The organism is Glaesserella sp., from assembly GCF_041817755.1.
Taxonomy (GTDB): Bacteria; Pseudomonadota; Gammaproteobacteria; order Enterobacterales; family Pasteurellaceae; genus Glaesserella.
The window spans coordinates 38643-63297 of sequence record NZ_JBGYBX010000071.1; the positions used below are offsets into that span (position 1 = coordinate 38643).

24 protein-coding genes are annotated in these 24655 nt (G+C 42.8%); 3 read left to right on the top strand and 21 right to left on the bottom strand.

Annotated elements, in window-relative coordinates; genetic code table 11:
• Positions 1-14 precede the first annotated feature (14 nt).
• The 16 genes from tadF to glpA all read right to left on the bottom strand — a co-directional run bounded on the left by tadF (position 15) and on the right by glpA (position 14529).
• On the bottom strand, positions 15-566 hold the full coding sequence (gene tadF / locus ACEYKX_RS10965; RefSeq protein WP_373780729.1) for a tight adherence pilus pseudopilin TadF: 552 nt from the start codon (positions 564-566) through the stop codon (positions 15-17).
• Positions 553-1116, bottom strand: coding sequence for a TadE/TadG family type IV pilus assembly protein (locus tag ACEYKX_RS10970; RefSeq protein WP_373766718.1), 564 nt, complete (start codon positions 1114-1116; stop codon positions 553-555). Before ACEYKX_RS10970 ends, tadF begins: the two co-directional genes overlap by 14 nt.
• Before the next feature lie 12 nt (positions 1117-1128).
• Positions 1129-1884, bottom strand: a complete 756-nt coding sequence (locus ACEYKX_RS10975; protein ID WP_373766717.1) for a tetratricopeptide repeat protein — start codon at positions 1882-1884, stop codon at positions 1129-1131.
• A complete protein-coding gene (locus tag ACEYKX_RS10980) occupies positions 1874-2728 on the bottom strand; it encodes a type II secretion system F family protein (protein ID WP_373766716.1) in 855 nt (284 codons plus the stop codon). The genes ACEYKX_RS10975 and ACEYKX_RS10980 overlap by 11 nt, the downstream gene beginning before the upstream one ends.
• On the bottom strand, positions 2725-3612 hold the full coding sequence (locus tag ACEYKX_RS10985; RefSeq protein WP_373766715.1) for a type II secretion system F family protein: 888 nt from the start codon (positions 3610-3612) through the stop codon (positions 2725-2727). Before ACEYKX_RS10985 ends, ACEYKX_RS10980 begins: the two co-directional genes overlap by 4 nt.
• A 1-nt stretch (position 3613) precedes the next feature.
• Positions 3614-4891 (bottom strand): CpaF family protein, encoded by a 1278-nt coding sequence (locus tag ACEYKX_RS10990; RefSeq protein WP_373766714.1) that lies wholly within the window; start codon positions 4889-4891, stop codon positions 3614-3616.
• 31 nt (positions 4892-4922) lie between these two features.
• Positions 4923-6038, bottom strand: coding sequence for a pilus assembly protein (locus ACEYKX_RS10995; RefSeq protein WP_373766713.1), 1116 nt, complete (start codon positions 6036-6038; stop codon positions 4923-4925).
• Between the two features lie 24 nt (positions 6039-6062).
• Positions 6063-6566, bottom strand: a complete 504-nt coding sequence (locus ACEYKX_RS11000) for a protein RcpB (protein ID WP_373766712.1) — start codon at positions 6564-6566, stop codon at positions 6063-6065.
• Positions 6563-7858, bottom strand: a complete 1296-nt coding sequence (locus ACEYKX_RS11005; protein ID WP_373766746.1) for a type II and III secretion system protein family protein — start codon at positions 7856-7858, stop codon at positions 6563-6565. The genes ACEYKX_RS11000 and ACEYKX_RS11005 overlap by 4 nt, the downstream gene beginning before the upstream one ends.
• Before the next feature lie 92 nt (positions 7859-7950).
• Positions 7951-8772 carry an SAF domain-containing protein gene (locus ACEYKX_RS11010; protein ID WP_373766711.1) on the bottom strand — a complete coding sequence of 274 codons (822 nt, stop codon included), beginning with the start codon at positions 8770-8772 and terminating at the stop codon, positions 7951-7953.
• Between the two features lie 34 nt (positions 8773-8806).
• Positions 8807-9238 carry a prepilin peptidase gene (locus tag ACEYKX_RS11015; RefSeq protein ID WP_373766710.1) on the bottom strand — a complete coding sequence of 144 codons (432 nt, stop codon included), beginning with the start codon at positions 9236-9238 and terminating at the stop codon, positions 8807-8809.
• A gap of 6 nt (positions 9239-9244) precedes the next feature.
• On the bottom strand, positions 9245-9442 hold the full coding sequence (locus ACEYKX_RS11020) for a Flp family type IVb pilin (protein WP_373766709.1): 198 nt from the start codon (positions 9440-9442) through the stop codon (positions 9245-9247).
• A gap of 74 nt (positions 9443-9516) precedes the next feature.
• Positions 9517-9741 (bottom strand): Flp family type IVb pilin, encoded by a 225-nt coding sequence (locus ACEYKX_RS11025; RefSeq protein WP_373766708.1) that lies wholly within the window; start codon positions 9739-9741, stop codon positions 9517-9519.
• A gap of 529 nt (positions 9742-10270) precedes the next feature.
• Positions 10271-11548 carry an anaerobic glycerol-3-phosphate dehydrogenase subunit GlpC gene (gene glpC / locus ACEYKX_RS11030; RefSeq protein ID WP_373766707.1) on the bottom strand — a complete coding sequence of 426 codons (1278 nt, stop codon included), beginning with the start codon at positions 11546-11548 and terminating at the stop codon, positions 10271-10273.
• A gap of 1 nt (position 11549) precedes the next feature.
• The gene (glpB, locus tag ACEYKX_RS11035; RefSeq protein ID WP_373766706.1) at positions 11550-12848 is read right to left on the bottom strand and encodes a glycerol-3-phosphate dehydrogenase subunit GlpB; all 1299 of its coding nucleotides are present in this window, start codon (positions 12846-12848) and stop codon (positions 11550-11552) included.
• A complete protein-coding gene (glpA, locus tag ACEYKX_RS11040) occupies positions 12838-14529 on the bottom strand; it encodes an anaerobic glycerol-3-phosphate dehydrogenase subunit A (protein ID WP_373766705.1) in 1692 nt (563 codons plus the stop codon). The genes glpB and glpA overlap by 11 nt, the downstream gene beginning before the upstream one ends.
• 280 nt (positions 14530-14809) lie before the next feature.
• On the opposite strand from glpA, the gene glpT reads away from it, so the two are divergent.
• A complete protein-coding gene (glpT, locus tag ACEYKX_RS11045) occupies positions 14810-16255 on the top strand; it encodes a glycerol-3-phosphate transporter (protein ID WP_373766704.1) in 1446 nt (481 codons plus the stop codon).
• A 110-nt stretch (positions 16256-16365) separates the two neighbouring features.
• On the top strand, positions 16366-17427 hold the full coding sequence (gene glpQ, locus ACEYKX_RS11050) for a glycerophosphodiester phosphodiesterase (RefSeq protein ID WP_373766703.1): 1062 nt from the start codon (positions 16366-16368) through the stop codon (positions 17425-17427).
• Between the two features lie 112 nt (positions 17428-17539).
• On the opposite strand, the gene ACEYKX_RS11055 is transcribed toward glpQ, so the two are convergent.
• The 5 genes from ACEYKX_RS11055 to yidC form a co-directional block, all read right to left on the bottom strand.
• On the bottom strand, positions 17540-18289 hold the full coding sequence (locus tag ACEYKX_RS11055) for an amino acid ABC transporter ATP-binding protein (protein ID WP_373766702.1): 750 nt from the start codon (positions 18287-18289) through the stop codon (positions 17540-17542).
• 3 nt (positions 18290-18292) lie between these two features.
• Positions 18293-18976, bottom strand: a complete 684-nt coding sequence (locus ACEYKX_RS11060) for an amino acid ABC transporter permease (RefSeq protein WP_373766745.1) — start codon at positions 18974-18976, stop codon at positions 18293-18295.
• 22 nt (positions 18977-18998) lie between these two features.
• Positions 18999-19781: an amino acid ABC transporter substrate-binding protein gene (locus ACEYKX_RS11065; protein ID WP_373766701.1), complete on the bottom strand. Its 783-nt coding sequence runs from the start codon at positions 19779-19781 to the stop codon at positions 18999-19001.
• A 97-nt stretch (positions 19782-19878) separates the two neighbouring features.
• Positions 19879-20343 carry a YchJ family protein gene (locus ACEYKX_RS11070; RefSeq protein WP_373766700.1) on the bottom strand — a complete coding sequence of 155 codons (465 nt, stop codon included), beginning with the start codon at positions 20341-20343 and terminating at the stop codon, positions 19879-19881.
• A 93-nt stretch (positions 20344-20436) separates the two neighbouring features.
• Positions 20437-22074 (bottom strand): membrane protein insertase YidC, encoded by a 1638-nt coding sequence (gene yidC, locus ACEYKX_RS11075; RefSeq protein WP_373766699.1) that lies wholly within the window; start codon positions 22072-22074, stop codon positions 20437-20439.
• Positions 22075-22404: 330 nt separating this feature from the next.
• On the opposite strand from yidC, the gene ACEYKX_RS11080 reads away from it, so the two are divergent.
• Positions 22405-24627 (top strand): NADP-dependent isocitrate dehydrogenase, encoded by a 2223-nt coding sequence (locus ACEYKX_RS11080; RefSeq protein ID WP_373766698.1) that lies wholly within the window; start codon positions 22405-22407, stop codon positions 24625-24627.
• Positions 24628-24655 lie beyond the last annotated feature (28 nt).

Genomic DNA, 24655 nt, shown 5'->3' on the forward strand with positions numbered 1-24655 from the left:
ACCTTATAAATATATTACCGAGAAACGGCAAATGATGAAGAGCGAACCAATGTATTCATTTCACTCTCTTCTTTTAAAAAGAAGGATTTAAAAAAGCTGCTTATTTCCATACAAAGGGTGACTTGGTAGAGTGGAATTCTCCGCTCTCCCACTTTTTCGGATACCGGTGACAAATCCGCCGAATCACTTAACTTTTTGTATGGTTGACACTTAGCACTATCCGTTGCGACGGTATTATTCGGTTCCTTTGTACTCCAATATTCCAATACAACATAGATCTTTTCTTCACTGTCTTTATCACCGAAAACGAATTTTTTCGCTAAGGACTCCATATTTTTTAGATCTTCATGAGTAACTTTAGGATCTTTTTCTTCTCCTTCCTCTGTATACAGTACTGCCCGCTCACGTAATAAACTCACCAGTGAATAAGAGGCGTTATCCAATTTTCCCATGGTCGAACGAACCAAAACCAAATCTGCCGTGAAAGCAAACATTAGCCCTAAGACAAAAATCATCAGTACCGCATCAACCGAAACAGAACCGGTCTTCTTTTTAATGAACGACACTATTTTGTGCTTTTTCTCTACCATATTCTTGTTCCTGTACGATGACAAATTCTCTGTTGAATAAATGACTTAATATATTTTGAGGTAAAAAAGGCAGTTTTACCGGAAACTGATATTCAAACCCTAATTGGTAACGGGCAATAGCTATCCCTTTCGCATTAATCGGTATTGCTTTTCCGTCTTGATCTTTCTCGGGTTGTTTGAAATTCTCCTTGATCAGATCGTCAATAGTCTCGGCATATTTCACATCGACTTTGGGTTCTCCGGCGGCCACAAACAACCAAGCCATAGTAGACTGGTTTTTATTGTCTAACTGTTCCGTTAAGGTTTTTTTAAATAATGCCACATAATCACCGTTCTCCGCTTCTTGGTTCTTAGTTACGATAATGCTGCGCATTACCGCAGCATCCCAGTAAGCCGAAGTAATCGATATCCTTGCCAATTCAAAGATCATAAACAACACCATCAAAAAGAATCCAATGGTGAGGCCAAATTCAACAGCAGCTACGCCTTTATGATCTTTTATAAAACGATTAATCATTTTTTTCATAAACATACACTATTAATAATGAATACTCGGCATTCTTTCCGTTTTCTTCAATGCGTTGATTAAATCTTCCGGACTGGTATTGAGTTTTTCTTTACGGATAATATCCAAGGCATAATCCGTATCGCCGCTTTTAACCAAGGCGAATACTAAGTTATGAATTAAACGGCGATCTTTTGAACCATTCAAATATTGCGGCAACAATAATTCGGATGCATTACGATAATCACCGTTAATAATGCTCAACATCGCTAAATTATTGATGGCAACAAGATCAGAAATAAATAATTCGCGCGCTTTGTTAATATCGCTAAAGGCATCTTGTAATTTACCGTTTTGCGCAAAAATAATGCCTCTCAGGTTGTACGCTTCTCCATTGCTCGGCGAACGGGCAATTAAGGCTGTCGCGTTATTCATTGCTTCATCATATTTTGCCAATTGAATTTGGTTTCTGATTTGCAATATAGCTGCCGCCTCACCTAATTGATCCTGTCTTGCCAATAACGGTTGCAAATAGAGTAATGATGAGTTGCTGTCGCCGGCTTGATAATAACTTTCCGCCAATTTATAGCGAATGTTCGGATCATCATTCTTTTTCAATACATCACGATAAAGCGAGATGAGTGCATTGTGGTTTTTCACGCTTTGATACAGTTTCTCTTTTGCCTCAAACGTTTCGGCTGAACCTGTCGTATTCGGAAAAGAGGAACAAGCGGATAATGAAATAACCAAGCCACAGAAAACGGTAGTTTTAATTAATTTAGAATACATTTGGTAAGACCCTCATCGCACCAGGTGCTAAAATTAAAATAATAATTGGGAACATAATAAATAAGATCAACGGAATACTCATTTTGGCCGATAATGTACCTAACTTTTCTTCCATGACTAATAATTGCATTTCTCGAATATCTGCCGACAATTGCGTCAACTGCGGATAAATCGAAGAACCGAAATTTAAGCTCTGCTGCATTACGGTACAAAACATTCTGATTTCTTTTGTCGGTAACGAAATGGCTAAATCTTGTAATGCTGCTGCCAACCCGGTAATTTCCGCTTTACGGATAATACGTAAAAGTACATAAGTCAAATCCGGATTTAATTTTTTGAAATCCATGGCAACTTGTTTAAGCGCCGCTTCAATGGTAATACCGGTTTGTACGTTTACGGCGACTAAATCAATAAAACCGGACAAGTCGGTCATAATGCGTTTGATTTTACTTGCCAAAATACTGTTCGTCAGTATTCCCGGAATAAGAATAACGGCAAGAATAACAAAAAATATGCCGATAAAAAGACTTGTTCCGTCGCTATCCATATTAAATAAATAATATATTAGAGAGAGTACAAAAATAACCAGAAGCTTCATACTTACGTCTCTATCTACCGTACCTAAAAATTTCAGGAGCGGATTATTATTAATTAATAACAATTCAAGTTCTATTTGTTGTTTGCTTTTTCCTCTCGGAATTTCATCATCACTTTTTTCTTTCGGTCTAAGATTAAGAATAATCTCTTGATAGATATCAAACTTTTTCTTTAACGAAAAGGCAATAAAAAGGATAATTGCACCGGAAACAATGAGGGCTAAAAGAAATAATGCTATTTTAATCATGTTGATTTCCTCATTAACCACCAAATAATAAACATCCCTAATAATTCACTACCGATAACATAAAATAAAATAACTCGCCCGCTTGGGTTGTTAATCAGGTAGTCGAAATTTTCCGGCATAGTGAATTTCATAAAGAAAAAGAAACCTATCGGGAAACAAGCCACAATCATAGCCGACATTCTTGCTTCGGAGGTCATCGCTTTCTTTTTTTGTTCCATTTTTTTACTGTCTGCAATTACCCGACCTAGACGGGAGATCACTTCCCGCATTTGTCCGCCTTTCGTTAAGTTGGTACGGATAATCGTAATAAAAAAGTAAAACTCTTTATAAGGATAACGTGTATAACTGTCTAAAAATACCGACATCGGATCTTCACCGATAGATAAGCGACGATAGATATTTCGGAACTCTTCCCCCATTTGTCCGGTAATATCTTTACCGCAACGATCCAATGCCTGTAATAAACCAGCACCGGATGATGTCGCCGAGTTAATGACCTGAATAATTTCAGGAAATTTTTCTTCAAACATTTTTCTGTTTCGGTATTGCCCGAGTTTCCAAACAAGAAGAAAGAAGATAATTAAGAATCCCAAACTAAATAATGTCGTATTTATTTTGATATAGAATAAATTGGTATAGTATAAAACCAAGAAGACAATAACACTGATAATAATACTTTTAAACAGATTCTTCTTATCTCCGCCTGTAAAATAAAATAACCATAGTGTCAAATCTTGCTTTATACTTTCCCAAATTTCTTTGAGTTTATTGGTATCATTATGTTCTTTGGCATGAATGCGTCTTCTTGTTTTATTCCATTTCAAAATGGTATATATAAGTAACGCGATACCAAACGCAAGAATCGAATAGTAAAATAAGACCATATTAAACCTCGCCGAAAATACTTTGCAATTCAGCACTTAAATTAAATACTTGGGCGTTTTGATATACTGCTGAGCGAGTTAATAAACCATGATTGACAAATTCTCCAATAATTTTCCCTTTCTCATCACGATATTTACTTGGCTGATACGAGAAAATATCTTGAAGCACAATTTGCCCATTCTCCATCCCCATGACTTCGGTAATATTCATAACTTTTCTTGAACCGTCATTTAAACGGGAGGCTTGGATAATAATATTTACTGCAGACGAAATATTGCGGCGAATAGCTTCAAGCGGTAAAGAGGCATTCGACATCATAACCATTGCTTCCAAACGGGCAGTCGCATCACGCGGACTATTGGCGTGCAGTGTTGACATAGATCCGTCGTGACCGGTATTCATCGCTTGTAGCATTTGGAATGCTTCCGCACCACGACACTCACCGACGATAATACGTTCAGGACGCATACGTAACGCGTTGATAACCAAATCCTGCATCGTGATTTCACCGGTTTTTTCCACACCCGCCAAACGCGTTTCTAAACGAACTACGTGAGGTTGCTCTAAACGCAACTCTGCCGTATCCTCGAGAGTTAGCACACGCTCCGTCGGTGAAATATAGCTCGACAGCGCATTCAGCAATGTGGTTTTACCGGAACCGGTACCACCGGAAACAATAATATTCACTCGAGAGCGCGCCGCAATGATGAGGAAATTCGCCATTGCCAACGTCATAGAACCAAAATTAACCAATTCTTGTAGCGATTTTTTAGATTTACTGAATTTACGAATTGAAATAGAGGTTCCGTCCAATGCAATCGGATGAATTACGACGTTTAAACGGCTTCCGTCCGGTAAACGGGAGTCGACTAACGGCATGCTGTCGTCAATACGGCGCCCTACTTTGGCAACCATGCGTTTGGCAATATCCGTCAGCTGTTCGTTATTAATAAACGTTTTATTGGTTTTTTCCAGAATACCCGCTCGTTCAACCCAAATATTATCCGGACCGTTCACTAGAATATCGTTAACACCGTCATCTTCCATGAGTTCGCGCAACGGACCGTACCCACCGATTTCATCGGCAATGATTTCAGCCATAACAAGCGCATCACCGGATGTAATGTAGATATTGTGAATCGCCGCAATCCTATTGACATTTTGAATAAGCTCTTCAACCAGTTTGGCTCTTTCATCTTGAATTTGATCAAGTTTTTCCACATCAAGGTTGCTTAGTACTTCACTTCTAAAAAAAGCCTGTTGTTCTTTCGTTAACATACACTATTCTTTAAGTTGTCGGATCCATTGATTATTTTCTACCGAAAAGTGCGGCAAAAAAACCTTTATTATTTTTTTTGGATTTTTTATTACGTGAAACCATACCGATTACTTTCATTGATAATGACTCAATCTCTTCCTGACCATTCTTGCCCAAATCAATGGAAATAACCTTATTGCTGTCGGTATGTTTCAAAAACGGGATAACCGCATCTACTTGGGTTTTTATCAGATTTTCTATATCCGTTTTCACCATCAATTTTGAGGTTTCTAATTTATTGTCCGAAAGACAAATAAAGGTACGGATAGGTTTACCCGTTGTGCTGCGAACACGTTCGCATTCATCCAAAAATTGTTTGGCAACACGTAAAGAGCCGATACGACGTTCTACCACCAATACAAAGTTATTGCTTTGCTCGATATATTTAGAAAAATCTTCTTTATTTACATTAAAGATAGGTTGATCATAAATAATAAAATTGTATTTATTGGTTACCGCATTAGGTAAATTTCCCGGCTGACCTTTGTATAAACCTAAATATTCATTGTATTCCACAACATCATTTTGTATTTTTTTATCAAATAATAAATCGAGATCTTGTGAACCGTTTGAACCTTGCGCCAATAACACCGGAACTTTTTTATTAGTCACAATATTATTGGCAATATGTGAACTGATTAAACTCGAACCGATACCGCCTTTACAACCTAAAATACTGATCTTAATGGTATGACGAACTAAAGGAATATTAACCCCTGAAAGTACTTTCTCAACCATCTGCCCTAATTGTGAGTCAGAGTTAAAATAAAGTACGCCTTCATCTAACAATTTCTGAGATAATGAAATCGAGTCGCTTTCACCTAATACGCAACACCATACGTTTTGGGGTATAACGCTATGAATACAATCAGTAATTACATGAACATTGGTTTCATTACCAATATCAGCAATAACGCCTAGAGTTTCTTCCTCAGAGAAAGCAATATCATGAGTAATGAAGATATTGTCATCAACGACTTCAACATTCTCCAAACCACGCGTACGCAACATCTGAGCGACTTCCATTCTAAGCTCTTCGCGTTCGGATAAAACGATAATTTTACGTACGCTATCAATTGCAACGCTGTCTTTATCAAGTAATAGCATATACTTAACCTTTTTTGTTATTGTTTAATTCTTTAATTGAATATGTAAATTGCTTTTAGATGCACAAGGATTATACGGGTCAAAACTCATCATATCTTCAGCAGTATTTACTTTACAGTTAAAACGTCTTTCGCCGATATGTCTTACCTCGACATAGACCGGATAAGTATCACGTTTCATCTTACTGTGTTCCAGTTGAATACTTTTCGGCTTGACTTTTAATTTAACTAATTCATCTCGAACTTGTTTGGCACTTTGTTCCGAAGCCTTATTCGTCCAAATAATATATACTTTTTTAGTGCTATCACTGCCGAGCTCACGGGTAACGTTTTGAGCGATATCCAATACCGATACCGGAGTGCTGTCTGCCAATACATAACGTTTTACCAACAGTTCTTTACTTGGAAGATAAGCACTCTTCGTCGGTTGTGCCGGTTTGATATTTTCAGCCAATTCAACACCGCTTAGGGCAACAGTTGGTGCGGAGAACACACAGAGTAACGAGAATACGGAAAGCAATTTTCTCATTGGATAAATCCTCCATTTTTCAAGAAATTCGTTGTCAGTGTTTTATGGTATACGTCTTTAAACGATGTCGTATTAAAGAAGCGTTCCATGGTGCCCGTTCTTTCAAAGTTAGGGTAGATAATGTCGTCGCCGTTAACCGGTTTAACCAAATTTACCGTCGCCACAATCACTAATTCTTTACTTTCGCGTGTTGACGATGCGTTACGGAATAATGAGCCTAAAATCGGTACATCACCTAACACCGGTACTTTAGCAATGCCTTCCAAATCCTCTTTACTGAGTAATCCGCCTAAAATAAAGCTTTCACCGTCAGCCAGTTCAAAGGTCGATTTTGAACGGCGCGTATTGAAGTAAGGGATGGCGGTATCATCAACGGAATAGTTTCCGGCAATGGTACTGACTTCTTGAGCCAAGATTAGTCGAATACGGTTATTCTTTTGAAGTTTGGCACCTACGCCTAATTTCACCCCGAAATCTTTATAAATAACGCTTAATTCACCATCTCGGTTACGTTGAGTGAACGGCACCTCACCACCGACTAAAATATCGGCGGTTTCACCGGAAAGCATCGAAATATTCGGTTCGGACAAAATTTTACCGTTTCGTTGGTCATCTAATGCGTTAATAAACAAGTTCAAGTTGTTGGCATTAATTAAGGCTAATGAGGTACCGCTTGAACCGAAAGTGCCGGACATACTTAAGTTACTTAAGTTTTTGAAGAAATTACCTTGTAAATTACTCCAGTTTACGCCGAGAGCATCAGAGAATTTTTTATTCACTTCAACAACGGTTAATTTCACGTTAATCAGTGTTGTTCCATCAACGCTTGCGTTGTTCACTACACCTTCATAATCATATTTGTCCAAAAACGGTATGTGTTCTTCTTTGCCGTCACGGGTTAACTTCGTTTCAATAACTTTTCTGGAACTCCCCAATCCCTCGCCGACGATACGATTAATATCATCTTTTTCAGCTTCTGATTTTGCATTGCCTTCAATCACATAAGCTTTACCGACTTTTTTCACGGACAAATTACTGTCCGGGAAACGGGTCTTAATTTGATTATTCGTATCCGAAATATTATTAATTACCGTGTTGACATTAACGACATCATCGGTAATCGGCGCACCGTCTTCACCGAAAGCAATCACTTCGGATTTCCCTTCCGCCTTGGCGTAAATCATAAAACTGTTATCGTCCAAAATTTCATAATCGGCGACATTCGGCGATGACACAAAAATCGTATCGATTTTTTGATTGGTTTTAATACGTTTACTTTGTCCTTGCTCCATATTGTATGTAGCAGCGAATGCACTTGAGGATAAAATCAGCCCGCATAGCCCGATACCGGTGAGCTTTTTCATCATTGTAGTTGTTGTTAACATTATTTATTACCTCTTAATTCTCTGACAAATGCACCGCGGTGATTAGTCGGTCCGGCTTTATGGCTTGGCATTACAATCAGTTTTGAACCGTTTTCTAAAGAATAAAGTTCTTTGAGTTTGGCGGCATTTAATTTGACGGCGACATAACCTAAGAAATCCGTGTTTTGAATCACGCCGCTTTCTTGGCTTTCAACGTCGTTTGTTTTAAAAATTTTGACTTGTAATACGGTTAAATTATCGACGAGTTTAACTAAGTTCATTTTTTCCGTATCACTACGATCCAAATCGCGCTGCTGGTTATAGATAGAGACTGAGTCACCCTGACGCAAAGTGTCCAAAATATATTGCTCCGGCTCTTTAATATAAATGCGATAAGCGACTTCTTGCGTCGGATCCAAGCTTGAAATTAAGAAACGGGTATCATTCGGTGAAATCACATTATTTTTAGATAACAACGATCCTGAAGTCAGGTTTTCCGCCACAAGGAAGCCTTGAAGCGTGCCGCTGTCTCCGCTTTTTATTAATTCGCTCAGATCGGATTCGACTAACGGGCTGGTCTCCTCTACTTTGACTTGGGAGAGAGTATAATCGTCAGCCTGTAATAACATCCCTTTTTTAAGATCTCGGTTGGCGGTTGCCGTCGTCACCAATACTTCAACGATTTTTTTCTCCTCCACTTCTTCAACCGGTGGCGGTGGAGGAGGCGGCGCTTCCGCCGTTTGAGCAGGAGTCTCTTCGCTTGGCGAAGGAAGGAAAAAAAGTCCTCCCACACCAACAACAAGGATAAGAATGGAAATAATAAAAAGTGCCCTGTAGTTCATGTTTTAGCCCTTAGGTAAGATAACAATCAATTATTTATAAATTAAATAGTGCCAAATTCGTCAGAAAACCGATACTGATGGCAACACCGTACGGTAATCCGTTATTTCGGATGGATTGTCTGAAAAAAATCCAGCCGATAATAATTAACAATAAACCTGCGAACGAGGTAAAAAAGAAAAAAGGAATAATTTGCTCTGCCGATATGGTTAACATTAGCACAGAAACTAGTTTGACATCACCGGCACCGATAACCCCCAAGGTAAAGAGAATAAACCCTGCACATAAGGTCATGAGTGCGGAAAAGATAAAGATTTGTCCATGTGTCAACCACGCAAGTGGCAAAATAATAAAAAATAAAATAATAATAATGTTATTGCTAATAATTCTTGAGCGAATATCTGTCCATGAAAGTCTTATTAGCAATAAAATTACTGAAAGATATAAAACAGCAATAATATAGTCCATTAATTATTACACTCTCACGATAGCATTGATGATGATATCGCTAAATTCATTAAATTTATCCTTAATTACCTCAGTTATCCCTTTTTCTCCGTAAAGGATAAACACCACGGCAACGCCCATTGCAACCACGATTAAACCGTATTCTAATGAGGTAATTCCTTTTTGCTCCCTAAAAAATCGGGAAAATGCTTTTGAGATATCCATTTTATTTGTTATATTTTTCCGGCAGACTTCCCTTTTTGCCCGAAAGCCGTCAAGGAAGTCTGCAGTTTATGTGATTATTTCGCCACTGATGTTGTTGACATAGTTGTAGCTAAAGAACCGAATTTAGCTTGTAGTTTTTGGATAAATCCATCGTTGCTGTAGAATACGACTACGATCATTGCCGCTACAGCCACGGCGATTAAACCGTACTCGATAGCCGTAACCCCTTTTTCATCTTTTTTGAAGTTACGGAAAGCTTCTGTTACTGCGATGTAAGCTTTAGTTGTTAAGTTAAACATTTTTTTTCTCCATTGAAGTCCATTTTCAGGACAAGTTAAGTTAAATACTAAATCGTCAAATTGTTAATTGTGAACCCCACCAACTGGTAGGAGCTCCTATTTTAAGCTTCATCAAAAAAAAAACAATACTTTACTCACAACTAAATTTTAGCTAAATAAATTACATTTATTTACAAAACTTCTTTAGCAAAGGCTAATACAATCGAATTTATAGCCGTTAATCATGCTGAGTAATATAACATATAACAAATGGTTATTTAGCATGACAACACCATCTAAAACAACAGGTTAGATCAAAAAAAACACTACTCAAACAGCAGATTTATTACAAATTATTGTCATTTATGCCGTGATTTTGGGGGAAATATAAGGGAGGGGCGAAATATTTAGCAAGTTAATATTTACAAAGCATTAATGTTTTTCAAGTAAAAGTTGATGAAAACAGTAGGTTATTTGAGCATAAAAGGAGCAAGCGGTGAGTTTCCTTGTAAAATTTACAAATTTCAGACCGGAAACCACCGCTTGTTGACTATTTTTGAATCGACATTGCTAATAATGTAATCGGATGTAAGCAAGTAAGATTGGTTGACATATCGATTTGCCATTTACAGGTTTCGCATTCGGAGACAACGTAATCAAATCCGCCGTTATTGATGCGTTCAAATAATGTGTTACCGATTGCCTGTGCGGTGTTATAGTTTTCGGATTTAAAACCATAAGTGCCGGCAATACCGCAACATTGCGACGGTAAAATGACGATTTCCAGTCCCGGAATCCGTTTTAACACCGCCAAGGTATAACGTGCCCAGCCGGCTTTTTCCACATGGCAGGCGGTATGATAAGCAATGCGTAGCGGCATGGGTTTAAACGTCGGTATGTTGCCTTGCTCGAACAGTTTGTAGAGATAGCGTGTGACAATATTGACGTTTGAACGAACTTTCGCATTGTCCATGCCTAATACATGATGATATTCGTCACGTAAATTCATGGTGCAACTGGAGGAGGTGCCGACCACATCCAAGCGCCGCTCAATTACAGCTTTTTCCAATTGATGCAGATTAAAGGTTGCTTGCTGTTTTGCCCGTTCAGGAAAACCGTTGACCATCAGCGGTAAGCCGCAACATTTTTCTTTTTCTAACAATACTACGCCGATGTCCATGGCGTTGAATACGTCAATCAATTCTTTTCCGAGCTGCGGATTATTATAATTGACATAACAACCGTGATAATACGCCACTTTATTGCGGTAAAGCGCTTGGCGTTCGGCGGCTTTTTTCAGATACCAATTGCGGAAAGAGCCGAAAGCATATTTCGGCAGCGTGCGGTGTCGGCTGACATTTAAGGTTTTTTCGAGTAAAAAGCGGGTCGCTTTGAGTCCCGTAATCGTATTGACAATCGGTGCAAACGGGGTGTTGAGCTTGCCCATGATGTCGGTGTTACTCAGTACCGCATCACGAAGTTTATGCATGAGCGGCTTATGTTGACGATCTACATGACGGTTTCGGGCGCGTACGATAATGTCGCCGATTTTAACGTCCGACGGGCAGGCGATCTCACAACGTTTACAATTGGTGCAATATTTCAAGGCTTCATCATAGAGTTCGGCGCTTTTTAAGCGTAACCGCTCTCCGTCTGGGCCGGCTTGCTTCGGTCCGGGATAATGCGGATTCTGACGGGACACCGGGCAAACCGCCGTACATGCCGTACATTTGATACAACTTTCAAACGACGCATCGATGCCTTGGTGAATGACGGACGGTAGCACATTTTGTTGCGCTTGTTCGATTAAACGTTGAATGTTGTTCATTTCATTTGCCCTCCTGCTCAGATTGCAAAATGTACTCCGCCACACTGAGGGCGGTGACTACGGCAACACCGGACGCGCAGCCGAGCGCCAAGCTGTCAAAACCGCCGATTACATTGCCGATAGCGTAGAGGTTGTCAATGAATCGCCCGTCTTTGCGGACTTGGCATTTGTCATTGATCGCCACGCCGGCGGATTGATAAGGTTGTGACTGTGAAAAGCGGGATTGTGTCCACGACAAGCGGTCGGATTTGCCAAACGTTTTGCAACCGATGATATCTGCTCGAAAAATCGGTTCATAAATTTCATCAAAATCGGCAATCAAACCATTACTGAAATAACTGCCGGTTGCCAGCACAACGTGTTCGGCGGACACGGCATCATCCGGATACAGATTGGTGTAAACCCGCATGACTTTATGTTGTTCGATGTCCGCTTTTATCGCTCTGTCGCCGTTTAACATAAAGCCGCCCAATTGTTCAAAACGTTGGCGGAGCTGTTTGTGTTGGCGAATCCCCAATAATGACGGTGGGAGCGTCGGTAGTTCAAACAGGGCAATGCCGACCGCTTCTTTTAATTGATTGAAAAAGCGTTGATCGTCCAAGCCGAAGCATGCCGGTAAAAAGACGGCTTGAGCGCCTTGTGCGGCTTGTTGAATTTCGTTGACCAACTCACGGAAAGCCAATTTATGTTCCAATAATTGGGCGATATTCACGCTGCGAAATTCGCGCGCATTATTCCGCAGTTGATCCAGCTGCGGAATGTTAAGGTAGCCGGTCGTCAACGTACAGGCGGCAAAAGGCGCCTGCCGTTTTAAATTATCGGCTAATAATTGCGGTTGAAAATCATGGAAACCTTCGATCCCCAAAATCGCGACGGAGTCGTATGCAAAGGTGGCATCCTGTTCGAGCGTTGGTACGCTGTTCGGCGAAAGCCAACTCGGACGTAGCCCGCCCAGCGGCGTGACCCGTAAATGGTTTTTCTCCGCCGAGCCGATGAGCGCTAAATCAAGCGCTCGGGCAAGTTGTTCGAATTGTTGCGCTTTTTCAAGGACTTTCTTTTTCCCGAGTAAACTGTAAGGGTGTTCCGGTAAGCTCCTTTTTAAGGAAGCATAGGATTTGCAAAATTCTTGCACAATCTTACCGCTTGTTAAACGCCCGAGCAGATCCATCGAGCCGGAAGAAAAATCAATCGCCGCCTGCCCGTTATTGATGATCACGCAACGTTTGCCTTGTTGTTGCAGCGTAATCCCGCATGTGAGACCTGCAAGACCGCCGCCGATAATAATTACGTCAAAATTCATTGTTATCCGTTCCTTGCTGAGCTTGGGTTTCAAGCGGTGGTACATCATTCAGACCGAGCAGGCTATAGTAGATCCACGCGGTAAAATCGGCTTCGCGAATAGCATCGCCCCACGCAATCGGCTCAATCCCGCGCCAACGTTCTTCCATAAATGAAGAAAGCTGAACAATGGATTGACTCGGTGCGGCAACGTTAAAACGCGTCATCAGTCCCGCCGCCCGACAGGCGCACAGCTCCGCTTGGCAAGTTCCCATGCCTACCCGTGTACGACGACGTAAATCCACCAGATTGTTGACGTTCAGTTCGTCCACCGCATAGCGGACTTCCCCTGCAGTGACGGCTTCACATTCACACACCAGTGAACGATCCAAACGTTCGCTGTCCAGTAGGCGTGTTGCACGGGAGCCGTGACGGTAAATCGCGGAATAGCGGATCGTACTCGGAAGTGAAATGACCTTATTGTTGGTTTCCGTTCGGCTTTCGTTAGAACCCGGTAAGGGTTTTTCCGCCGTGACGCAACGGGCGGTTTTATGCAATTTTTGACATACCAAATCCGTCGTCCATTCCGCCATTAAACGGTAGGTCATGAGTTTCCCGCCGGTAATGGTGATAAAGCCGTCCAGTCCGTCGCGCTCTTGGTGATCGAGTAGGACGATGCCGCGGCTGACGTTGCGTCCGGACGGATCATCGTCGGTCGCCACTAACGGGCGTACGCCCGCATACGCACGCAGTACGCGGGTATGACGTAAACTCGGTGCCAATTTTTCTCCCTCGCGGAAGAGAATATCCACTTCTTCGGGGGTGACGACCATGTTATCGATTTGATCATAAGGGATGCGGCTTGAGGTCGTGCCAATCACGCAAATGGTATCGCCCGGTACTAAAATATCGGCATCGGCAGGCTTACGGCAACGGTTGATGACCATTTTGTTAATACGGTGTCCCATCACCAACAATGCCCCTTTTGCCGGGAACATACGGATGTTTAAATCGGCATATTCGGCAATGCCTTGCCCCCAAATACCGCCGGCATTGACGACAACAGGCGCAAAAAATTGGCGTTCGAATTTGTTTTTATGATCGTACGCTTTCACGCCGATCACTTTTCCGCCTTCACGGATTAAGCCTTTTACTTCACAATAGGTAAACACTTTGGCGCCATTTTCCGTTGCATCCAGCATATTGGAAGCGGTGAGTCGAAACGGATCAACCGAACCGTCCGGTACGACGACGGCACCGAGAAGTGCGGGGTTCACCGACGGTTCCATACGGCGGGCCAAGTCAGGTTCCACCGCAACGGCTTCGATACCGGCGGTATGGCATGCCTTCAGAAACGTCTGCTGATAATTGAGATCATCTTCAGGCAAGGTAATGAACAGCCCTTCCGTTTCATCAATACAATGGCGGGCGATTTGACGTAAGATTTTATTTTCTTCAATACATTCTTTGGCAGACTCGGCATCATTAACCGCATAGCGCGCACCACTGTGCAGTAAGCCATGGTTACGCCCCGTCGCCCCCGTGGCAATATCCCGACGTTCCAATAAAATACAATCGATACCGCGTAAGGTGCAGTCACGCGCAATACCGGCGCCTGTTGCGCCACCGCCGATAATGATGACATCGGTTGTTAGCGGTGTATTATCGGCGACATTGCGGTACATTTGAGGTGATATGTGCATAACGCCCCCACAAAGACTAAAAACAAACAAAACAACATAAATTTGTCTCTATTTTATCCCTATTACTCGTTTTTAAACAACGTTTTGAGCGAAAAAGAAATTAATTTTGTGAGATAAGTCACATTTTGTCGATTTTGAAATTTTTGACAGACTTTTTTGTGAATAACCTCACAAATTTGAACAATAGTGCTTTCTCATATAAACAAAAGTTTTATCATTAGCGTGTGGTTTTCACCTCAAGATGTCATTATTACTAATATATTAACGATTGGAGTTTTCTATGTTTGGTCCATTTAAACCCGCTCCATTTATTGCGGAGCTACCTAAAGAGAAAATCGATCCCGTCTACCGTCGGTTACGTTGGCAGGTATTTGCAGGGATTTTTTTTGGTTATGCGGCTTACTATTTTGTCCGTGCCAATTTCGATTTGGCGCAAAAAGGGTTGATTGAAGCCGGCATGTACAATAAAGCGGAACTTGGTATTATCGGTACAGGTGCCGGTTTAGCGTACGGTTTGTCTAAGTTCTTCATGGCGGCAATTTCCGACCGTTCGAATCCGAAAGTATTTTTACCGTTCGGTTTATTGTTGTCCGGTTTGTGTATGACCATGATGGGGTTAATGCCGTGGGCAACCTCCGGTATTGCCGTGATGTTCACCATGATTTTCCTTAACGGTTGGTTCCAAGGTATGGGGTGGCCACCGTGCGGTAGAACGATGGTGCATTGGTGGTCAAAAAGTGAGCGCGGTACGATAGTGTCGATTTGGAATACGGCACATAACCTTGGCGGTATGGTGCCGGGTGCGATGGTCTTATTAGCCAGTGCCGTTTATTTCAGCAACTATGGTGTTGAAGCCACGGCAAAAGACGTATGGCAACAAGCGCTTTACTATCCGGGTATTGCGGCGATGATTGCGGCAATTCCGATCTATTTATTGATGAAAGACACGCCGCAATCTTGTGGTTTACCGTCAATCGAAAAATGGAAAAACGATTATCCGGACGATTACGATGAAAAAACTTACGAAAATAATCTGTCAACCAAAGATATTTTCGTTACCTATGTCTTGAAAAACCGCTTATTGTGGTACATCGCCATTGCCAACGTTTTCGTTTATTTGATTCGTTATGGCGTATTGAAATGGTCTCCGGTTTATTTAGGCGAAGTCAAACACTTTAATATCAAAGGGACGGCTTGGGCATATACGATTTATGAATTGGCGGCCGTGCCGGGAACCTTACTATGCGGTTGGGTTTCGGATAAAGTATTCAAAGGCAAACGTGGTTTAACCGGTTTCATCTTTATGATCCTCACAACGGCAGCGGTTGTGGCATTATGGTTAAATCCGGCAACACCGGAAGCCGAATTGGCACAATATGCGGGCAAAGCTTGGTATGAAAACCCGTACCAATTAATGGATTTTATCTTAATGACGACGATCGGTTTCCTGATTTATGGTCCGGTTATGTTAATCGGCTTGCACGCACTTGAATTGGCGCCGAAAAAAGCAGCGGGGACCTCCGCAGGTTTCACCGGCTTATTCGGTTACTTGGGCGGTACGGTTTCCGCATCGGCAGTAGTCGGCTGGGCGGCTGAATATTACGGTTGGGACGGCGGTTTCTACGTTATGATCGGCGGTGGCGTATTAGCTGTTCTGTTAATGTTCATTACAATGATCGAAGAGAGCAAACACAAAGCCAAACTTGAAGATCATTACGGCAAATAAATGAGATGAAATGGGGATATGAGCGATCGTTCATATCCCTTTTTATTCTTTGTTATTCCCAACATTTTCCATACATTTCTGAAATACACTGTATTTTAAAGGAGTAGTTTATGACACAACGCACATTTGCATTAGGTATGCTTGTAAGCACATTATTTATCGCAACCGCACAAGCCGCTACCGATAAATTAGTGATTGCCCACCGTGGAGCAAGCGGGTATTTACCTGAACACACGTTAGCGTCTAAAGCCTTGGCGTTCGGGCAACATGCCGATTATTTAGAGCAAGACTTAGCGATGACAAAGGACAATCGGATTATCGTCATCCATGATCATTTCCTTGACGGCTTAACCGATGTCGCAAAAAAATTCCCGAATCGTGCCCGTGAAGACGGGCGTTATTATGTGGTGGATTTCACGTTAGCGGAAATTGAAACATTGGAAATGACCGAGAACTTTAAAGTGGAAAACGGTCAACAGGTGCAGGTGTACCCGAACCGTTTCCCGATGTGGAAATCAGAATTCAAAATCCATACGTTGGAGGACGAAATTGAATTTATTCAAGGCTTAGAAAAATCAAGCGGTAAAAAAATCGGTCTTTATCCCGAAATTAAGGCGCCTTGGTTACACCATAAAGAAGGTAAAGACATTGCGCTGGAGACGTTAAAAATTCTTAAACATTACGGTTATGATGAAAAATCCGATCCGATTTATCTTCAAACCTTTGATTTTAATGAACTTAAGCGGATTAAAAATGAGTTGCTGCCGCAACTCAAAATGGACTTAAAACTGGTTCAGTTGATTGCCTATACCGATTGGCATGAAACGGAAGAAAAAGATCCGTCCGGCAAATGGGTAAATTACAACTATGATTGGATGTTTAAAGACGGCGCGATGGCGGAAGTGGCGAAATATGCCGACGGCGTAGGACCGGGCTGGTATATGTTGATTGATAAAGACAAATCGACCGCCGGTAATATCGTGTATACCCCTTTAGTAAAAGAATTGGCGAAATATAAGATGGCATTACACCCTTATACGGTACGTAAAGATGCCTTGCCGCCGTTTTTCAGCAATGTGAATCAAATGTACGATGCACTGTATAATAAAGCCGGTGCAACCGGTGTCTTTACAGACTTCCCGGATACTGCCGTGGAGTTTTTGAAGAAATAGTCAGGGTTTGTTTATCGATAACGTGCAGAAAGATAAAGGCATCGTCAGTGATCATTACCGACGATGCCTTATGATTTGCAAATTTTCAGCCGAAACAGACCGCTTGTATAGGCTAATCCGCCCGAATTTGGTGTAAGAAACGCTTGGTTCGCTCATGTTGCGGGTTAGCGAATAATTCGGAAGGCGAACCTTGTTCTACAATTTCACCGCCGTCCATCACAATCACGACATCCGCCACTTCCAACGCAAATTTGATTTCATGTGTGACGACCACCATCGTCCAACCTTCATTCGCCAACGCTTTCATCGTATTTAACACATCTTGCACCAACTCCGGATCGAGCGCAGAGGTCGGTTCGTCGAATAACATGAGTTGAGGCTGAATCGCCAGCGCACGGGCAATACCGACACGCTGTTGCTGACCGCCGGAGAGTTGGAAAGGATAAAGCGACATTTTGTCAACCAACCCGACCTTGGCTAACAGCACCTCCGCTTCGGCTTTGGCTTGTTCGGGCGCCTTACCTTGTACGAACACCGGTCCTTCCATCACGTTTTCAAGCGCAGTTTTATGCGGAAAGAGATTATAGTTTTGAAAGACCATACCGGATTTGCGCCGTAATGCCAAGATCGCTTTTTTGACCGATTTGGCACTGAAATCGATATGAAGCGGGTCGGTGCCGTCAAAGTCAATCGTGCCTTGTTCCGGCATTTCCAACGCGTTCAAACAGCGTAGAAACGTGGTTTTACCGGAACCGGACGGCCCTAAGATGACCACCACCTGACCTTTTTCGATATCTAAATCAATGCCCCGCAAAATGGTATTGTTACCAAAGGTTTTATGAATATTTCGAATCTTAATCATGAGTTATTTCGCCACATATCGATCAAAACGTTTTTCCAAGCGCGCTTGAATGAAAAACAGTACCCAACAATAACACCAATAAATCAAGGCCGCTTCGATATATACCGGGAGAAAATCATAGGACATATTAGCCACTTGTTGCGCCACACGGAACATTTCGGTTACGGTCACCACGGAAGCCAGCGAAGTATCTTTAAATAATCCGATAAAGGTATTGCTGAGTGGTGGTACGGCAACACGGAACGCTTGCGGTGCAATAATACGGCGGAAGGTCTGCATATAGGTCATGCCGATGGTGTAACCCGCTTCCCATTGCCCTTTAGGGACGGACAAAATCGCCGCACGAATGGTTTCGGAACCGTAAGCGCCGATGTTTAGGGAAAAACCGATAATGGCCGCCGGGATCGGATCGATAAACACACCGATTGCAGGTAATCCGTAGAAAACGATACAGATTTGTACCAACATCGGTGTGCCACGAATAATCGAAATATACCCTTTGACCAACATCAGTAAAAGGGTGTGAATAATTCCCGTTGACGGACTGATCCGAATGAGAGCGACGGCAACAGCAATGATCATCCCGATAAAAAAAGACGCGACGGCAAGCGGGATGGAGACTAAAATCGCCGCTTCAACCATCGGTAAAAAGCCACTTATGACCAATTCCGCACGGGCTTCGGTCATAAATGGCAGAGACATTAATAACTCATTTAACACTGATATCTTTTCCGAAGAACTGTTCGCCTAGTTTTTTCAATGTACCGTCATTTTGCAACTCGACAAGCGCCGCACTGATTTTCGCAAGGGCTTCCTCATTGCCTTTGTTTGCAATAAAACCGGCATCTACTTTTTCATTGGATTCCCATACGGTTTTTAAGCCTGAATTCGGGTTTTTCTTCAAGTAATCCAATAATGCCAAAGAGTCATTAAATGTCACGTCGGCACGTTTCTGTTGAATTAACAGTAAACCTTGCGCCATGCCATCGATAGGGACGATATCGGCTTGGTATTGGCGGGCTAATTCGCCGTAGTTAGAGCTTAACGTTTGAGCGGCTTTGAGCCCTTTTACGTCTTCCGGTTTGGATACGCGGGTTTCATCCGTACGGGCAACCAACATGGCACCGGACCAACTGTAAGGCGTCGATTTATCGAAGGTGGCGCGACGTTCCGGTGTGGTTAAACCGACTTGGTTTGCGACCAAATCAAAACGTTCGCCTTTTAAGCCGGCAAGCATTGCATCCCACTGGGTTTCTTTAAACTCCACTTTAACGCCTAGCTTGTCCGCTACCGCACGGGTCACTTCAACGTCATAACCGGTCAATTTGCCGCTGGCATCATGGTAAGTGAACGGCGCGTAAGTTCCCTCGGTACCGACGGTAATAGTGCCTTTATTATTGATACGTTCCAATAAACTTTCTTTGGCAACGGCCGCCGTTGTGGTGATGAGAGCGAAGGCGGATAAAGTAATAACTGATAGTTTTTTAAACATGATGAAATCCTTTTAATAGGTGAAATTAATTTTTGCAAATTTAAGGGGAAAACTGACCGCTTGCAAATAACCAAATGGAATATTATGAAAGCAAAAGTTAAAAACCCCCGCAACAATGTTTAAATTTCTTTCCCGAACCGCAAATGCAAGGTTGTTTCATCGTCGGTAACGGTACGGTCGGATCGACAAAATACCAGCGTCCGTCAATTTTCACGAACAATGATAATTCGTGATGCGCGTTTTTTCCATCTTCGGTTTCGAAATAAGCATGAAATTCTACCGTACCGTGAATTTTGTCGATATTCGGTTGATGCGCCACGATCTCCAACCCTGCCCATCGGGTACTTTCGCTCCACGCTTTCATTGCGTCTTGATTTAACAACGTTTGTTGGCTCGGTACGGTGGTTTTTACAAGATAATCGATATTTCCTTGCGTATACGCCGTATAACGGGAGCGCATCAATTGTTCTGCCGTTGCAGGCAACTGCTCACCGAGGTGGAACGGTCGGCAGCATTGGTGATAAGACAGATTGGATTGGCAAGGGCAGGGCGTTGACGTCATAGTTAATTTGCAAAAAACAGATGAAAAGTGACCGCTTGTATCGGTAAAAGGGCGAACACACCGGTTCGCCCCTATAAGATGGATTTACTCGGCTTATTTTTTCACACGTGTGTGTAAACCTTTCTTCTCTAAATTACGGTAGATGAGCCATTGTTGCACAATCGTAATCAAGTTAGAGGTTAACCAGTAAAGTACTAAGCCGGACGGGAACCATAAGAAGAATACCGTAAACAGTACCGGCATAAATGTCATGACTTTTTGTTGCACGGGATCCGCCACCGGTGTCGGTGACATTTTTTGCAGTAAGAACATCGAGCCGCCCATTAACAGTGGCAAGATATAGTACGGGTCTTGTGCCGATAAGTCTTGAATCCAGCCGAAGAACGGCGCATGACGTAATTCCACCGCTTCCATAAATGTCCAATACAAGGCGATGAAAATCGGCATTTGCAGAAGAATCGGTAAGCAACCGCCCATTGGGTTGACTTTCTCTTCTTTATACAATTTCATCATCTCTTGGCTCATACGCTGACGGTCGTCACCGAAACGTTCGCGCATCTCTTGAATGCGGGGTTGGAGCATGCGCATTTTCGCCATAGAGGTATATTGCGCTTTGGTTAACGGATACAGAATGGTTTTCACGACAATCGTGACGCCGATAATTGCCAAGCCCCAGTTAGACACAATGCCTTGAATAAAGGTTAATAACCAGAATAGCGGTTTGGCAATAAACCATGCCCAGCCGTAATCGACGGTTAAGTCAAAATTATTTGCCGCTTGCGCCATTGCCTCTTGATCTTTCGGTCCCGTCCATAAGTGGCTGGTAATCGTTGCTTCACTGTTTGGTGCCACTTGAGTAACCGGTCCGCGGTAGCCGATAGTTCCTACGCCGTTGGCGGTACGGGTATACAGGTTATTTTCCGCATCTTGATTCGGAATCCAAGCGGACACGAAATAATGCTGTAAAATCGCCGCCCAACCGGCTTTGGTGTTGATGGAGAGGTTCGCTTTGGCCATTTCGTCAAAACTGTATTTTTTATAATTCACTTCTGACGAAGAATAAGCACCGCCCGTGTAAGTCGGCATGGCAAAGTTACCGGCACTTTCAACCAAGGTGTGCTTGAGTTGTCCGTAAGGTTGGACTTCAAGTGTGTCCGCCGTGTTATTTTTAATATTGTAATTGACGGCAATATCATAACTGCCGCGTTTGAGCGTGAAGGTTTTGGTGTAAATCACGCCGTCTTTTTCCAACATAAGCGGCACGCTTAACTCATTTTGACCATCTGCCAAGGTAAATTGGTCGGCGGTGGTTTGGTATTGCGCGCGGCCGGCATTGGTATCAATCCCGTTTTTACCGACTAAACCGCTTTGTGCGACATATAACACTTTACCGTTGTCTTGCAACAATTCAAACGGCGCAGTGGAATTCAATTCCGCATTGTATTTTAATAAGTCAGAATCAATGACATCACCACCGAGCGTATCTACGGTTAAACGTAATACATCGGTTTCAATCGTGATGGTTTTACCTTTGGTTGATTGCTCGTTAATCGGCGATGTCGCATTAGACGACGCAGGCACATCACCGTTTGACTGTGCTGCGGCCTGTGCTTGAGCCTGAGCTTGCTTTTGAGCCTGAATTTCAGGGTTAAAATCTTGTTGCCATTGCGTAAAGATCAAAAATGACACAAGGAATAACCCCATAATCAGTAAACTACGGTTTGAGTTCATGTTAGGTTCTCTGTGGTTAATGTGAAATGGGGAAAGCCCCACACCGGAAAAGCGACTATTCTAATATAGGTTGCCCAACTCTCCAATGCCTTTTATGTAATCGTGTGTAGATTTCAGTCCGAAACCGACAAAAGGCGGTTCGCATTTTTGCAAAAAACTGCGTCAAACATACCGCTTGTCCGGTGAAGATAAAACGATAATTTGATTGGTGTAAAAAAATAACAAAATTTTAACAAAATATCCGCAAAAACCGTTCAATTTATGCCATAATCTTCTTCACCGCATTAGCGGCAGTCACATAAAAATCCATCTCTTCTCTAGGAGGTCTCTGTGAGTCACAAACACACCATTATTTATACACATACGGATGAAGCCCCTGCGCTGGCTACCCAATCTTTACTTCCTATCATTCGCGCTTTTACCAAAAGCGCCGATATTCATGTCGTGACTTCCGACATTTCGTTAGCCGGTCGAATCATCGCTGCATTTCCCGATTATTTAACTGAAGCACAACGTATTCCGGATGCATTGGCGGAACTGGGCGAATTGGTTAAACAACCGCAAGCTAATGTGATCAAATTACCCAATATCAGTGCGTCCATTCCGCAGTTAACCGCGGCAATTGCCGAATTACAAGCTCAAGGCTATGCTTTGCCGGATTACCCTTCGGACCCGCAAACGGATGAAGAAAAAGCGGTACGTGAACGTTATGACCGTATTAAAGGTAGTGCGGTAAACCCGGTGCTACGAGAAGGCAATTCCGATCGTCGTGCGCCGAAAGCCGTGAAAAATTTTGCTAAAAAATACCCGCACAGCATGGGGGCGTGGGGAAAAGATTCCAAGTCTCATGTGGCAACGATGCAAGCGGGAGATTTCTTTTCCAATGAGCAATCCGTTACGGTAGCCGAACCCACCACCGTATCCGTGGTGTTTACCGATACGGCAGGTAACAAAACCGAGCTGCGTAAGCCTTTAGGGCTCAAAGCCGGTGAGATTATCGATGCAACCGTAATGAACAAAAAAGCATTAACGGCATTTTTACACGAGCAGATTGCCGATGCGAAAGCACAGGGCGTGTTGTTCTCTTTGCATATGAAAGCCACCATGATGAAAGTGTCTGATCCGATTATTTTCGGTCATGCGGTGAAAGCCTATTTTGCAAAAGTATTTGAACAATACGGTGATCAACTTGATAAAGCGGGAATCAATGTAAACAATGGTTTCGGTCATTTGTTGGCAAACTTAGACAAATTGGATGCCTCAACCCGCGAAGGCGTAGAAAAAGCCATTGCCGACGCTTACGCCGTAAACCCGGATTTGGCGATGGTCGATTCGGATAAAGGCATCACCAATTTACATGTGCCGAGCGATGTTATCGTAGATGCGTCTATGCCGGCAATGATCCGTAATTCCGGTCGTATGTGGGATAAAAACGGTGAAGCCCGTGATACGAAAGCGGTGATCCCGGACAGCAGCTATGCCGGTGTTTACCAAACCGTGATTGATTTCTGCCGTGAGAACGGCGCGTTCGATCCGACGACCATGGGGAGTGTGCCGAATGTCGGGTTGATGGCACAAAAAGCCGAAGAATACGGTTCTCACGATAAAACCTTTGAAATGACCGAAAACGGTATTGTGGAATTGATTGATGATAAGGGTAATATCTTGACTTCCCACCAAGTTGAAGCGGGAGATATTTGGCGAGCTTGCCAAACGAAAGATGCGCCGATCAAAGATTGGGTTCAATTGGCCGTTAACCGTGCACGCCTAAGCCAAACACCGGCGGTATTTTGGTTGGATGAAAAACGGGCGCACGATCGCAGTTTAATCGCCAAAGTGAAAACTTATTTGGCGGAATTGGATACCGACGGCTTGGACATTCGTATTTTATCGCCGGTTGACGCTTGTTTATTCAGTTTGAAACGATTGAAAAACGGTGAAGATACCATTTCGGTTACCGGTAATGTCTTGCGTGATTACTTGACCGATTTATTCCCTATCTTGGAATTGGGAACCAGCGCTAAAATGTTATCCATTGTGCCGCTCATGAATGGTGGCGGAATGTTTGAAACCGGTGCCGGCGGTTCCGCACCGAAGCACGTTCAACAATTTGTTGCAGAAAACCATTTACGTTGGGATTCGTTGGGTGAATTCTTAGCATTAGCCGTATCGCTTGAACATTTAGCACAAAAAACGGGTAATATCAAAGCTCAACTATTGGCGGATACCTTAGATAAAGCAACCGAGCAATTGTTACTTAGCGATAAATCGCCTAAGCGCAAAGCCGGTCAATTGGATAACCGTGGCAGCCACTATTATTTAGCCCGTTATTGGGCGGAAGCGCTTGCCGAACAAAATCTAGATGCGGATTTAAAAACGCGTTTTGCACCGATTGCGATTCAATTAGCCAACCAAGAATCTGCTATTTTGTCTGAACTGAATGGCGTGAGCGGTTCGGTAGATATGGGCGGTTATTATGCGCCGAATCCGCTGAAAGTGGCTCAAGCCATGCGTCCAAGTACGATATTGAATGCGATCATTGACGCGTTGTAATTAACGTTCAAAACAAAAAGGCTGTCTC

Excerpts from the sequence above, each read along its gene's own strand:
- ACEYKX_RS11015 (WP_373766710.1), bottom strand. The coding sequence starts at position 9,238 with ATGGACTATATTATTGCTGTTTTATATCTTTCAGTAATTTTATTGCTA.
- ACEYKX_RS11025 (WP_373766708.1), bottom strand. The coding sequence starts at position 9,741 with ATGTTTAACTTAACAACTAAAGCTTACATCGCAGTAACAGAAGCTTTC.
- ACEYKX_RS10995 (WP_373766713.1), bottom strand. The coding sequence starts at position 6,038 with ATGCTATTACTTGATAAAGACAGCGTTGCAATTGATAGCGTACGTAAA.
- glpC (WP_373766707.1), bottom strand. The coding sequence starts at position 11,548 with ATGAACAACATTCAACGTTTAATCGAACAAGCGCAACAAAATGTGCTA.
- glpT (WP_373766704.1), top strand. The coding sequence starts at position 14,810 with ATGTTTGGTCCATTTAAACCCGCTCCATTTATTGCGGAGCTACCTAAA.
- ACEYKX_RS11055 (WP_373766702.1), bottom strand. The coding sequence starts at position 18,289 with ATGATTAAGATTCGAAATATTCATAAAACCTTTGGTAACAATACCATT.
- glpQ (WP_373766703.1), top strand. The coding sequence starts at position 16,366 with ATGACACAACGCACATTTGCATTAGGTATGCTTGTAAGCACATTATTT.
- ACEYKX_RS10980 (WP_373766716.1), bottom strand. The coding sequence starts at position 2,728 with ATGATTAAAATAGCATTATTTCTTTTAGCCCTCATTGTTTCCGGTGCA.
- ACEYKX_RS10990 (WP_373766714.1), bottom strand. The coding sequence starts at position 4,891 with ATGTTAACGAAAGAACAACAGGCTTTTTTTAGAAGTGAAGTACTAAGC.
- ACEYKX_RS11010 (WP_373766711.1), bottom strand. The coding sequence starts at position 8,772 with ATGAACTACAGGGCACTTTTTATTATTTCCATTCTTATCCTTGTTGTT.
- ACEYKX_RS11020 (WP_373766709.1), bottom strand. The coding sequence starts at position 9,442 with ATGGATATCTCAAAAGCATTTTCCCGATTTTTTAGGGAGCAAAAAGGA.
- yidC (WP_373766699.1), bottom strand. The coding sequence starts at position 22,074 with ATGAACTCAAACCGTAGTTTACTGATTATGGGGTTATTCCTTGTGTCA.
- ACEYKX_RS11065 (WP_373766701.1), bottom strand. The coding sequence starts at position 19,781 with ATGTTTAAAAAACTATCAGTTATTACTTTATCCGCCTTCGCTCTCATC.
- ACEYKX_RS11070 (WP_373766700.1), bottom strand. The coding sequence starts at position 20,343 with ATGACGTCAACGCCCTGCCCTTGCCAATCCAATCTGTCTTATCACCAA.
- ACEYKX_RS10975 (WP_373766717.1), bottom strand. The coding sequence starts at position 1,884 with ATGTATTCTAAATTAATTAAAACTACCGTTTTCTGTGGCTTGGTTATT.
- glpA (WP_373766705.1), bottom strand. The coding sequence starts at position 14,529 with ATGCACATATCACCTCAAATGTACCGCAATGTCGCCGATAATACACCG.
- ACEYKX_RS11060 (WP_373766745.1), bottom strand. The coding sequence starts at position 18,976 with ATGACCGAAGCCCGTGCGGAATTGGTCATAAGTGGCTTTTTACCGATG.
- ACEYKX_RS10985 (WP_373766715.1), bottom strand. The coding sequence starts at position 3,612 with ATGGTCTTATTTTACTATTCGATTCTTGCGTTTGGTATCGCGTTACTT.
- ACEYKX_RS10970 (WP_373766718.1), bottom strand. The coding sequence starts at position 1,116 with ATGAAAAAAATGATTAATCGTTTTATAAAAGATCATAAAGGCGTAGCT.
- ACEYKX_RS11000 (WP_373766712.1), bottom strand. The coding sequence starts at position 6,566 with ATGAGAAAATTGCTTTCCGTATTCTCGTTACTCTGTGTGTTCTCCGCA.
- ACEYKX_RS11005 (WP_373766746.1), bottom strand. The coding sequence starts at position 7,858 with ATGGAGCAAGGACAAAGTAAACGTATTAAAACCAATCAAAAAATCGAT.
- glpB (WP_373766706.1), bottom strand. The coding sequence starts at position 12,848 with ATGAATTTTGACGTAATTATTATCGGCGGCGGTCTTGCAGGTCTCACA.